Origin of the sequence: Mesorhizobium sp. B2-4-3 (assembly GCF_006442815.1) — a bacterium.
In the GTDB taxonomy this organism is placed as follows: domain Bacteria; phylum Pseudomonadota; class Alphaproteobacteria; order Rhizobiales; family Rhizobiaceae; genus Mesorhizobium.
Genome location: NZ_VFVL01000021.1, coordinates 77,457 through 88,534 on the forward strand (window position 1 = coordinate 77,457; position 11,078 = coordinate 88,534).

Genomic DNA, 11,078 nt, shown 5'->3' on the forward strand with positions numbered 1-11,078 from the left:
CGATGCCGACCGAAGTCATTCTTCCCAAGGTCGACATGGACATGGCGACCGGACAGATCTCGCGCTGGTTCGCCGAGGAGGGCGCCAAGGTCAAGAAGGGCGACGTGCTCTTCGAGATCGAGACCGACAAGGCGGCGATGGAGATCGATGCGCCGGCCAGCGGCACGCTGCGCAACGTCACCGGCAAGGAGCGCGTCGACATTCTCGTCGGCGAGCCGGTGGCGTGGATTTATGCTGATGACGAAGTCTACGCGCCAATCTCCCCCCTCGTGGGGGAGATGTCGGCGAAGCCGACAGAGAGGGGCGCTGTCCCTCCGACCTCTCATTCTGTCGCGCCCCCCTCTGGCCTGCCGGCCATCTCCCCCACAGGGGGGGAGATTAGCCAATCGCCTTCGGCCGCGCGCGCGACGCCGCTTGCTCGTCGCTTGGCACGCGAGGCAAATCTAGACCTATCGGCTATAACAGGCAGCGGTCCGCGCGGCCGTGTCGTGCGCGCCGACGTTGAGGCCGCAGTCGCAGCGAAAGGCGCAGTCACCCCTGCTCAGCCGGCCGCCGAGATTCCGGTCGAAGCCCCATCCGCTCCGGCACCCGCAGCCAAGCCGATGTCGGACGACCAGGTGCTGAAGCTGTTCGCCGAAGGCTCCTACGAGCTCGTCCCGCATGACAATATGCGCAAGACGATCGCGCGCCGCCTGGTCGAGGCGAAGTCCACCATCCCGCATTTCTATCTGACGCTGGATTGCGAGCTCGATGCGCTGCTGGCGCTGCGCACGCAGTTGAATGCGGCAGCACCGATGAAGAGGACCGACAAGGGCGAGGTTCCCGCCTACAAGCTCTCGGTCAACGACATGGTGATCAAGGCGATGGCCATGGCGCTGATGGCGGTGCCGGACGCCAACGCCTCCTGGACCGAGAGCGCCATGGTCAAGCACAAGCACGCCGATGTCGGCGTCGCCGTGTCGATCCCCGGCGGCCTGATCACGCCGATCATCCGCCATGCGGATGAAAAGACGCTGTCGGTCATCTCCAACGAGATGAAGGACCTGGCGAGCCGCGCCAGGAGCCGCAAGCTGAAGCCCGAAGAGTATCAGGGCGGCACCACTGCTGTGTCCAATCTCGGCATGTTCGGCATCAAGGACTTTGCCGCGGTCATCAACCCGCCGCATGCGACGATCCTTGCGGTCGGCGCCGGCGAGGAGCGTGCGGTGGTCAAGAAGGGCGAGATCAAAATAGCGACGGTGATGTCGGTGACCTTGTCGACCGATCACCGTGCCGTCGACGGCGCGCTCGGCGCCGAACTGCTCGGCGCCTTCAAGCGCTTGATCGAGAACCCGATGGGCATGCTGGTGTAGGCAAATCCCTGTAGGCCTGAATCCACCTTGATCACCGACTTGTCAGGGCGGCAGCTCGCGCGAATCCCGGCAAGTGCTTGAAGCCGCCGCTATTTCGTTCCACATCGGGCGCAATGAACGGCAAGATGCGGGAATGGTTTCGGAATTGGCGGTGGGCCTTGGCCGCATCGCTATTCCTGCATGCCTTGATCGCCGCGTTCCTGTTCTTTGGCTTGCCGAGACCCGACCAACAGCCGGATCGGCAGGAACAGCCGGTCAACGTCGCGATCGTGCCGCCGCCCGAGCAGCCCAAGCCGAAGCCCGCTCCCAAGCCGCCGGAGCCGAAGCCTGAAAAGAAGGCTGAAAAGCCACCTGAACAAAAACCGCCTCCGGAACCACCGAAGCCGAAGCTGCCGGACGATCAGGTTCTGAAGCGCGTTTTCGAATATGGCAAAAAGGATACCGGCCCGGAGAAATCAGCCGACGGAGGCAGCGCTCCAGCCAACGCGCCGTCGCCAGCCCAGAATGAGCCCGCGAAGCCGCCGGTCGCGCCGAAGCCCGTGCCCAGCCAGCCCGCTTCGCCTGCAACGTCCGAGCAGCAGGCGGATTCCAGCAAGCCTCAAGAGAAGCCGGCAACCGCAGCGCCGGACGAAAAACCCGCGCAAAGCGAGGAGAAGCAGGCCACTGAGGATGCCGATAAGCAGGAGCCCGACAAACAGGAGACGCCGCCGCAAACCACCGAACAGCAAGCGGTCGTGCCGCCAAAGCCACTGACTGCGGAGTCCGGCGACAAGCCCGCGGCTCGATCCTCAGCCGGAAAGGCAAAGCCTAAACCCTCCAAGGCGATGAAGTTCAAATCCGCAAGAGCCTTGAGAGCGCCAAGCGTGAACCCGGGAAGGTCGAACTCCGCCGACAGCGAGGTTGCTGGATCGCCGATCTATTCCGGCCTGCCGGGTGTCAGAAAGCTTTACTCGCCGGGTGCGACCGGCAATGCGCTGGCCACGAGCTCGATGGAGAACGTGCCGCGCGATCAGCGCGTCGCCAATCTGTGCGCCAACGTCCTGAATCAGGAACTGCAAAGTGCTGACTATTCGCCGAAATGGCTGCCGACCATTCCCCTGAAGCAGGGCAATGTTCTCAACCCCACGCAAGCCGCCTTCAGCACGACAACCCAATGGTTCGATCTGAGCTTCCGCTGCGAGGTCGACGCCGATGCGACGAGGGTCCTGTCCTTCAACTTCCGCGTGGGGGGATTGGTGCCGCCCGGTGAGTGGACCCGTCGTCGCTTCCCCAGCCTCCGCTAGCTCAGGCCGGCACGCCGAGCTCGACCAACTGCCGGGCAACCTCGTGCCAGTCGGCGCAGACGAAATCGGCGCCGGCAGCCCTCAGTCGGGCGCTGTGCCCGGGATAGGTATGCCCGCCGCCGGTATAGCCGATCGCGGTCATGCCGGCCGCGACCGCGCCCTGGACGCCGAACGGCGAATCCTCGACGACGATGCAGTCCGCGGGGTTCGCGCCCATTTTCTCGGCGGCATGGAGGAAGATATCGGGCGCCGGCTTGCCGTTCTTCACCATCGAGGAGGAAAAGATCGCCTCGCCGAAGAAGCGCGACAGTCCGGTCACCGACAGGCTGTGGTTGATGCGTTCGACCGACGACGATGAGGCGACGCAGCGGTCGCCGGCAAGCGCTTCGAGGAAAGGCACGATCCCCGGCGTCGGCTTCAGCTCCTCGGAAAACAGCAGCTTGGTCTCGGCCCAGATATCGCCGTCGGCGGCTAAAGGGAACTGATGGCCGGTCAGTTCCTTGATTTTGACGATGATGTCGGACTGCTTCATGCCGATGCATTGGGCGATGATGCCGCCATGCACGCCGGGCATGCCGTGTTTCTCGTAGACGCGCTCATAGGCTTTGGCGGCCAGCGGCTCGCTGTCGACGAGAACGCCGTCGCAATCGAAAATCATCAGTCTAGGTCGCACCACGCGCTTCTCCCGGCTGCTGTGCCAATGCGCACATCGCTATCGATAAAAAGTCAGATGTTCAATAGCGGGCAGCTGCGTCCCCAACACTTCAAAGCTGGCGCAGCGCCTCGCTGACCGGCGTGGATCCAAGCGCGCGCTGCATGGCCTGGCGCGACTGCGCGCGGTCGGGTGTGATCCAGTTGGGCTCGGCGCCGAGGAAGCGGTCGAGGAAGGCCACGGCATAGGCGGGCATTTCCGTTGCGTTCTCGCGATAAGACCACCAGGTTCGCAGGTCGTCGGCGCATTTGTCGATGCTGGGCGCCGTGCCGAACTCCTGCTCGTGCACGGCCAGGATCGCCGATACGCAGTAGTTGGTATAGAGGAAGCCTTCCGGCCAGAAGCGCACGATTTCCGCCGTGCCGGCATTGGCCTCGGTCTCGATCATGTCGGTGAGGCCGGAAATCTCCCGCGCCGGCGCCTGCCGGATCAGCTCGCGCAGCACAAGCCCGGCGGCGAAGACGATGAAGTCCGCGCGGTCGACGGCAGCGAATCGCTTCTGCGCTTCCATGACTTCGATCCAGTCGAGGAAAGCGCGCGTCAACTTGGCCTCGTCGATCTCGAAGCGCACGCCGAACGTTTCGGACACCACCTTCGCGCTGCTGCGGAAGGTGGCGCGGAACCAGCGCAGTTGCCGCAGCCGGTGACGCAGGTCTGGCATCAGCGCCAGTTCGTGCCTGAAAGGCAGGTCCATGTCTCAATTCCCGTTTGACGACAGGCTAGCACAGGCGCTGCCGATGCCGAAATCGGCCAGCCGCCTGTGGAGCGTTATGACGGCTAATATAATACATGTTGACATTCGAGGAAACAAATGTTCTCACTTTCGGGTCATCTCACCTCCGTCCAATATGCGTCGGAGGAACGAGAGTCGGGAGGAAACCGAAATGGCGATCTGGCAGTGGGCGCTGCTTCTGCTGTTTGTTGTCTGGGCGCTGCAATCGCTCGGCGTCTGGCTGCAGATGCGGCATTATTCGGACGTCTTCAAAGGCGTCACCGGAGAGTTCAAGGACGGCTTCGTCGGCGCGGGCAATTTCCGCGGCCGGCTCGCCAAGGGCACCATTGCGCTCGTCGTCGTGACGCCCGATCTCATCGTGCGCCGCATGATGGTCATGAGCGGCCGCTCGGTGCTCACCAAGTTCAAGCGACATGAAGAATTCGAGGGCGTCCCCCTCGATCGACTCCGGTCCAACCCTGCGATCATGGGGGAGGGGGAACCCGGTGTGGCCGAGGCCGTGAAACGGGCGATCGAGCAGATCGACCGCGCGCGGTCGGAGCCGGGGAAGAAGCCGGGCCTGTCCGGTTTGAACGTAGCAAGGGCTTAAGCGACGCCGGCAGCCGGCTGGGAATGACCGGCGGGGGTCATAAGGAGGAGAAATGTCTGTAATTTCGTTATTGGCGCAGCATGCCGACCTGGTGGTGCACAACCTGCATGTCGCAGGCACCATGGTCTCGGACGCTGCCTGGCACGGCAAGCTCGGCGTCGAGCATGCCACCGATCATCTTGTTGTCCTGGCGCAGGCGACGACCGACAACGCGCCGGTCACCGCCGATCAGCTGAAGGAACAGCTGAAGAACGTGCAGCAGGAAGAGCAGCTCGGCTGGCTGACCGCGATCGGCAAGTATTTCATCGGCATCTTCCAGAAGGGCGGCGAAGTGTTCGCCGGCTTTGTCACCGGCATCATCCCGACGCTGGTGGTTCTGATGACCGCCTTCTACGCCGTCACCGAGCTGGTCGGCGAAGAGCGCGTTCACGGCCTGGCGCGCGGCGCCGGCCGCATCGCCCTGACCCGTTATACAGTGCTGCCGGTCTTGTCGGTGTTCTTCCTCACCAACCCGATGGCTTACACCTTCGGCTCGTTCCTGGAAGAAAAGCACAAGCCCGCCTTCTACGACGCGGCCGTGTCCTACGTGCATCCGCCGCTTGGCCTGTTCCCGCATATCAACCCCGGCGAATATTTCGTTTGGGGCGGCATGCTGGTCGCGCTGCTCGACCTCGAGAAGCGGGGCGTCATCGCCAACGGCTACCACGTCAAGGTGGCCATCTGGTACGCCATCGTCGGCCTCGTCGTCATCCTGCTCAAGGGCATGCTGACCGAGCGCATCACGGCCATCATGGCACGCCGCCAGGGCGTCGAGCTCTAAGGGCGGGAGGACACCATGGCCAAGACATACAAGGCAGTAAAGATCTCGAGGGGGTCCACCGGTTGGGGTGGTCCGCTGGTCATCGAGCCGACCGAACAGCGCAGCAAGGTCGTGTCGGTAACCGGTGGCGGCATTCATCCGGTCGCTCAGCTCATCGCCGACATGACCGGCGCCGAGGCGGTCGACGGTTTCAAGGCGCCGCCGATCGAAAGCGAGATGGCGGTCGTCGTCGTCGACTGCGGCGGCACCGCGCGCTGCGGCGTCTATCCGCGCAAGCGTATCCCGACCGTCAATCTGACGCCGGTCGGCCAGGCGGGTCCGCTCGCCCAGTTCATCACGGAAGACATCTACGTTTCGGGCGTGAAGCCGGCCAATGTCACGATGGCGGACGGATCCGAAGCGGTCACCACTGCGGGGGGAGCAGCATCGATGAGTTCAGGCAACAACACTACGGCCAGGGCGGCCGAGCCGCTGCCGAGCGAAGGCGGGCTTATCGGCCTGATCAGCTCGATCGGCCGCGTCATGGGCCGTGTCGTCGGCATCTTCTTCAACGCCGGCCGCCGCACCATCGATCAGGTTATCCGCAACGTGCTGCCCTTCATGGCCTTCGTGACCATGCTGATCGGCCTGATCCTCTATACCGGCATCGGCGACGTGCTGGCGCAGCCGATGGGGCCCTTGGCCAACAACATCGTCGGCCTGCTGGTGATTTCGGCCATCTGCGGCCTGCCGTTCCTGTCGCCCATCCTGGGCCCAGGCGCGGTCATCGCACAGGTCATCGGCGTCGCCATCATCGGCCCGCAGATCGCCAACGGCACCATCTCGCCCGCGATGGCTCTGCCGGCGCTGTTTGCCTACAATACCCAGGTGGGCTGCGACTTCGTTCCCGTCGGTCTGGCGCTCGGTGAGGCCAAGCCGAAGACGATCGAGATCGGCGTGCCGGCGGTGCTCATCAGCCGCCAGATCATGGGTCCGGTCTCCGTGCTGATCGCATGGGTCGTCTCCCTGATCGTGTTCTAAGTTAGCAACAATATCGAGGTTCGCCATATGTCGGTTCTTCTCAAGACACGGGTCACGGCTATCGGGCCCGAAGTGGCGGACCTCGCCGAAGGCGGCGTGGTCATCCTGTTCGCGGATGGCTCGCCCCCCGAACTGGCCGAAGTTTCCGTGTTGCACAAGACGGAAGAAGGCCCGAGCGACGACGCGCCAGCGAAAGGCGCGTCGATCACGCTCGGACCGGTTTCGGCAGTGATAACGGCGGTCGGCTCCACGGCCTGGAGCAAGGTGCGCGAGATGGGCCATGTCGTGATCTCCTTCAACGGAGCAACCGAGGCCGAAAGGCCGGGCGAGGTTTGCGCATCCGAGGTCGACTCCGGAGCGCTCGTGGCCGCCCTGACACCGGGCGCTGTCATCACCATCGCCGCCTGATAATATCCGCGCTGTCTGTCGACGGCGCCCAAACCTAGAGTATTGCCATGGAACGCTCGACCATCGTCAGAGTGCACGAAGGTTTGCACGCCCGTCCCGCCACGCGGTTCGTGAAGCTCGCCAAGGGTTTCGAATCCGATGTCGAGCTGGTCAAGGACGGCAAGGCGGTCAGCGCCAAGAGCTCGGTCAAGCTGATGCTGCTGGCGGTCAAGGAAAACCAGGAAGTCACCGTGCGCGCCAACGGCGCCGACGCGATCGAGGCTATCGAGGCGCTGATAGGCTATCTGGAGAACCCGCGCGCCGGCCTCGACGACGAGGGCGAGGCGGGCGAGGGTGGCTCGGAAGCAGCCGCGCCTGCCCCGGAGGCGACGCCGTCGGCTGCCGCGCCGGCGGATGGAACACCCAAACTCCAAGGCGTCGCCGCTAGCGAAGGCGTGGCCATCGGACCGGCCTTCGCGCATTTCCCGGCAGAGATCGAAGGCCCCGGGAGGCGCTTGCGAGCCGACGAGATCGACGGCGAGCTCGACCGGTTTCGCGACGCCGTCGCGGCAGTTCAGGCGCGCATGGACCGCACGCTCGCCGAGAACAACCTCTCCGCCGGCGACCGCGGCATCGTCGCGGCCTTACGCGACATCGCCGCCGACGACGGCCTGACCGGTGAGGCCGAAAAGCTCATCAGGGAAGGCGATGACGCCGTGTCTGCCGTCATCGGCGCGGCGGCCACCATCGCCGCCGATTTCAGCGCGGTAGACGACCACTATCTCAACGCCCGGGCCGACGATGTCCATGCCGTCGGCCGGCAGATCTGCCTGGTGCTGCTCGGCCAGGACGACGTCAGCCTGGAAACCATACCGCAAGGCGCGATCCTGATTGCCGACGACATCGGCGCCTGGGACCTGGCGCGCGCGCCGCTGAAGCGCATCGGCGGCGTGGTCTGCGGCCATGGCGGCGCCACCTCGCACATCGCCATCATCGCCCGCTCGCACGGCATCCCGGCGGTGCTCGGTCTCGGCGACAAGGTCAACGAGTTGCGTACCGCCAAAGAGGTGGCGATCGACGGCAATGCCGGGCATGTGGTGGTCGATCCGGACGAGGCCGCGCGGGCCGGCTTTACCCGGCGTGTCGAGGCTGCCGCGCAGGAGCGCGCCGGGCTAACAGTGTTCAAGAGCGTGACGCCTACCCGCGCCGACGGCACGGTGATCGAGGTCGCGGCCAATATCGGCTCGCTGGAGGAGATCGAGGCGGCGCAGGACGCCGGCGCCATGGGCGTCGGGCTGTTCCGCACCGAGCTGCTCTTCATGCGCCACATGCATCTGCCGTCGGAGGACATGCAGGCCGAGACCTACAGCGCGCTGGCCAAGGCCTTTGCGCCGCATCCGGTCATCGTGCGCACGCTCGACATCGGCGGCGACAAGCCGATCGCCGGCATCGAATTTCCCGACGAGGAAAATCCCTTCCTCGGCTGGCGCGGCATCCGCATGTGCCTGGACCGCCCCGACATCTTCAAGAAGCAGCTGCGGGCGCTGTTGCGCGCCGCCGTCCACGGCAACATCAAGGTCATGCTGCCGATGGTCTCGGAGATCGCCGAGGTGACGCGCACCCGTGCGCTGGTTGCGCAATGCGCCGACGAACTGAAGGCCGAAGGCGTGCCGCATGCGGGCTTCGATCTCGGCGTGATGATCGAGACGCCCGCCGCCGTGCTGATCGCGCCGGCCCTGGCAAAGGAAGTGGCATTCTTCTCGATCGGCACCAACGACCTGACCCAGTACATCATGGCCGCCGACCGCCTCAATCCGACGGTCGCCAAGCTCAATGACGTCACCAATCCGGCAGTGATGTCGGCGATCGAGCTGACGGCCAAGGCGGGTGTCGCCGCCGGCATCATGGTTGGCATGTGCGGCGAGGCCGCCGGCCGGCCGGATCTGATCCCGGGCTTCATCGGGATGGGCCTGACCGAGCTCAGCATGAGCCCGGCCTCGATCCAGCGCGCCAAGAAGACCATCGCGGCCATGGCGAACGGTAGCGGATAATTCGCGGCGGTTACGTCAGATGCGCGAGCAGCGTGGCGAGAACCGGTGTCAGTTCCTGGACGGCATTGGTCTGGGCACAGGCCTGCCGGATGCGATCCTCTCGCACTTCGGCCGCCAACACCGCGATCTCGAGAATGTCGGGCTCGGGCGTGCCGTCCGCCTTGGTCGCCAGTCCGCAGGCAAGCACCACCGGCGCAAGGCATCTGATGTCGAGAGACCGGTCGCCGGCTGTCGCCGGGCCTGTGCCGATCTCACCAGGCTGAACAGGACGGTGGTTGAGGCATTCGACGAGGAGAGCCGCGCAGGCCGCCGCGACTTGGTCCGTCGAGGCCGTTTCCGCCGTCGCGCCAGCCAGGAGATCCGCATGGCGCTTGCGCATCGCTGCGTGTACGGCGGAAAAGCTCGCCTCGTGAACGCGCGGATTGTCGATGCCGTAGCCGGCGAGAACGGCGCGGGTCAGATAATACATGTCACGCCTGAATTGACGTTCGCCGCCGATCTGCCGGTCTTCGTCGCCTTGCGGGAAATAGGTCCGCAGGCTTTTGACGGTCGTGCCGTCGACCTTGAGCGGCCGGGAATGCGGAACGAAGGATTCGGCGATCGTCAGCGCCTCGTCGACGGCGCTCGCGGCATGGCCAAGCAGGCTGCGGCCCGGGAAGGGCGGCAAATTGCCGGCGATATCGTGCGAGGCTTCGCCGGCGCTGTCGTGGCGGTTCTGGCGGATCGCGTCGCGCAACTCCCGAAGCCGGTCCTTCAGGTTGGCGCGGACGTCCTCGGAAATTTGTCGCAGCATCGCCAATTGCCTCAAAACGCTGAAGCCGGTCACGGCTTGGGGCGCCAGTCGCCCTCTCTAGATTGTTCGTCTCGATTGGTAGATCAATAGGCGATATTTAACCAGCATGCAGAATCGGCGAGGCAGCGTCATCGCCGGGCTTGGAGGGGAAATTGGGCAGGCGGCGGCAGGGCGAATCCGAAAGCGGCAGGGTGGCAGCTGAGGCATCCGAGCAGGTCGTTAGCGAAAGCCGGACCGACCGCCTCAGGATCCGCGCCGCCTGGATGTATTTCGTCGAGCAGATGACGCAAAACGAGATCGCCGACGTGCTCGGCGTCGGCCGCGTCACCATCGTGCGCATGCTGGCGGAGGCGAGGGCGCGCAACGAGGTGAAGATCACCATCGAGAGCGAGCTTTTGGAGATCGTGCGGCTGGAGCGCGCATTGGAAAGGACTTTCGGCCTGCAGCAGGCGCTGGTCGCGCCGCTCACAGACCCCAACGCCGATCCAATCCCGGCAATCGCCGCCAAGACGGGCATGTTCCTGTCCGACGCGATGAAATCCGGCATGCGGGTCGGCGTCGGCTGGGGCGTGACGCTGTTCCACACCTTGCCCTTCATCAGCGCCAAATCGCTGGCCGATTTCAGCGTGATCTCGCTGCTTGGCGGCGTCGGCGTCGCGCGCCGGGTCAACCCGGCCGAGTTCGCCTGGCGCTTCGCCCAGATCTTCCAGGGCGACGGCTATCTGATGCCGACGCCGGCCGTCGTCGACAGCGTCGAGACCAAGATCGCGCTGGTCGAGCGCTGCGGCCTGCAGGAGATTTTCGAGATGGCCGATGCGCTCGATGCCGTTCTGCTCAGCGTCGGCGGCATCGCTTCCGCCACCACCTTCTCGCGCGGCGGCTTTCTCAAGGAAGCGGACCGCGAGGCCCTGCTGGCGCGCGGCGCCGTCGGCGACCTTCTGTTCCATTTCTATGACCGCAATGGCGATCTGGTCGACCATCCCGTCAACAGCCACGTGATGTCGGTGGATGTCGACCGCCTGCGCAAGGCGCCGATCCGCATCCTCACCTCCGGCGGTGCGGAAAAGACCGAGGCGCTGCTCGGCGCCATGAGCCTGATCGCGCCGACCATCCTGATCACCGACGAGGAAAGCGCGCGCCGCATGCTGGCGGCGCATGGGACGAACTAGGCAGTATCATCGTGATATAGCCGCTGAATTCGGTTGACCCGCACCGCCTTATCACGATACATCGCGACCCGGTCCGGAGTGTAGCGCAGCCCGGTAGCGCACTTGACTGGGGGTCAAGGGGTCGTCGGTTCGAATCCGGCCACTCCGACCATTTTACTAGCTGGCCTTG

11 protein-coding genes and 1 tRNA gene are annotated in these 11,078 nt (G+C 64.9%); 9 read left to right on the top strand and 3 right to left on the bottom strand.

All coding sequences use genetic code 11. The features are described from left to right. Positions 1 to 2 precede the first annotated feature (2 nt). Entirely contained in the window at positions 3 to 1,352 is a 1,350-nt protein-coding gene (locus FJ956_RS19755) for a pyruvate dehydrogenase complex dihydrolipoamide acetyltransferase (RefSeq protein ID WP_140682587.1), read from the top strand. A 113-nt stretch (positions 1,353 to 1,465) separates the two neighbouring features. Then, positions 1,466 to 2,635, top strand: coding sequence for a DUF930 domain-containing protein (locus FJ956_RS19760; protein ID WP_140682660.1), 1,170 nt, complete (start codon positions 1,466 to 1,468; stop codon positions 2,633 to 2,635). A 1-nt stretch (position 2,636) separates the two neighbouring features. On the opposite strand, the gene FJ956_RS19765 is transcribed toward FJ956_RS19760, so the two are convergent. Together FJ956_RS19765 and FJ956_RS19770 are read right to left on the bottom strand one after the other, a co-directional pair. After that, on the bottom strand, positions 2,637 to 3,311 hold the full coding sequence (locus tag FJ956_RS19765) for an HAD family phosphatase (protein WP_140658572.1): 675 nt from the start codon (positions 3,309 to 3,311) through the stop codon (positions 2,637 to 2,639). A gap of 88 nt (positions 3,312 to 3,399) precedes the next feature. Beyond that, entirely contained in the window at positions 3,400 to 4,041 is a 642-nt protein-coding gene (locus FJ956_RS19770) for a hypothetical protein (protein WP_140658570.1), read from the bottom strand. A 190-nt stretch (positions 4,042 to 4,231) separates the two neighbouring features. Between FJ956_RS19770 and FJ956_RS19775 the strand changes: the two genes are divergently transcribed. The 5 genes from FJ956_RS19775 to ptsP are packed head-to-tail and all read left to right on the top strand — an operon-like array spanning position 4,232 to position 8,947. Beyond that, complete coding sequence (locus FJ956_RS19775) at positions 4,232 to 4,669, top strand: transcriptional regulator GutM (protein WP_140682591.1); 438 nt, start codon at positions 4,232 to 4,234, stop codon at positions 4,667 to 4,669. Between the two features lie 52 nt (positions 4,670 to 4,721). Continuing rightward, the gene (locus tag FJ956_RS19780) at positions 4,722 to 5,489 is read left to right on the top strand and encodes a PTS glucitol/sorbitol transporter subunit IIC (protein WP_140682594.1); all 768 of its coding nucleotides are present in this window, start codon (positions 4,722 to 4,724) and stop codon (positions 5,487 to 5,489) included. Between the two features lie 15 nt (positions 5,490 to 5,504). Further along, a complete protein-coding gene (locus FJ956_RS19785) occupies positions 5,505 to 6,509 on the top strand; it encodes a PTS glucitol/sorbitol transporter subunit IIB (protein WP_140682597.1) in 1,005 nt (334 codons plus the stop codon). Positions 6,510 to 6,536: 27 nt separating this feature from the next. Beyond that, a complete protein-coding gene (locus FJ956_RS19790; protein WP_140682600.1) occupies positions 6,537 to 6,917 on the top strand; it encodes a PTS glucitol/sorbitol transporter subunit IIA in 381 nt (126 codons plus the stop codon). Between the two features lie 47 nt (positions 6,918 to 6,964). Beyond that, positions 6,965 to 8,947 (top strand): phosphoenolpyruvate--protein phosphotransferase, encoded by a 1,983-nt coding sequence (ptsP, locus tag FJ956_RS19795; protein ID WP_140682603.1) that lies wholly within the window; start codon positions 6,965 to 6,967, stop codon positions 8,945 to 8,947. A gap of 10 nt (positions 8,948 to 8,957) precedes the next feature. Here ptsP and FJ956_RS19800 read toward each other — a convergent pair whose 3' ends face one another. Next, entirely contained in the window at positions 8,958 to 9,740 is a 783-nt protein-coding gene (locus FJ956_RS19800) for a hypothetical protein (RefSeq protein ID WP_140682606.1), read from the bottom strand. 191 nt (positions 9,741 to 9,931) lie between these two features. Here FJ956_RS19800 and FJ956_RS19805 point away from each other — a divergent pair, with 191 nt between their 5' ends. Both FJ956_RS19805 and FJ956_RS19810 read left to right on the top strand, forming a co-directional pair. Further along, positions 9,932 to 10,909 carry a sugar-binding transcriptional regulator gene (locus FJ956_RS19805; protein ID WP_246672194.1) on the top strand — a complete coding sequence of 326 codons (978 nt, stop codon included), beginning with the start codon at positions 9,932 to 9,934 and terminating at the stop codon, positions 10,907 to 10,909. A gap of 74 nt (positions 10,910 to 10,983) precedes the next feature. Beyond that, positions 10,984 to 11,060: transfer RNA gene (locus tag FJ956_RS19810), tRNA-Pro, on the top strand. The last annotated feature ends 18 nt before the right edge of the window (positions 11,061 to 11,078 follow it).

Excerpts from the sequence above, each read along its gene's own strand:
- FJ956_RS19770 (WP_140658570.1), bottom strand. The coding sequence starts at position 4,041 with ATGGACCTGCCTTTCAGGCACGAACTGGCGCTGATGCCAGACCTGCGT.
- FJ956_RS19800 (WP_140682606.1), bottom strand. The coding sequence starts at position 9,740 with ATGCTGCGACAAATTTCCGAGGACGTCCGCGCCAACCTGAAGGACCGG.
- FJ956_RS19785 (WP_140682597.1), top strand. The coding sequence starts at position 5,505 with ATGGCCAAGACATACAAGGCAGTAAAGATCTCGAGGGGGTCCACCGGT.
- ptsP (WP_140682603.1), top strand. The coding sequence starts at position 6,965 with ATGGAACGCTCGACCATCGTCAGAGTGCACGAAGGTTTGCACGCCCGT.
- FJ956_RS19755 (WP_140682587.1), top strand. The coding sequence starts at position 3 with ATGCCGACCGAAGTCATTCTTCCCAAGGTCGACATGGACATGGCGACC.
- FJ956_RS19780 (WP_140682594.1), top strand. The coding sequence starts at position 4,722 with ATGTCTGTAATTTCGTTATTGGCGCAGCATGCCGACCTGGTGGTGCAC.
- FJ956_RS19790 (WP_140682600.1), top strand. The coding sequence starts at position 6,537 with ATGTCGGTTCTTCTCAAGACACGGGTCACGGCTATCGGGCCCGAAGTG.
- FJ956_RS19760 (WP_140682660.1), top strand. The coding sequence starts at position 1,466 with ATGAACGGCAAGATGCGGGAATGGTTTCGGAATTGGCGGTGGGCCTTG.
- FJ956_RS19775 (WP_140682591.1), top strand. The coding sequence starts at position 4,232 with ATGGCGATCTGGCAGTGGGCGCTGCTTCTGCTGTTTGTTGTCTGGGCG.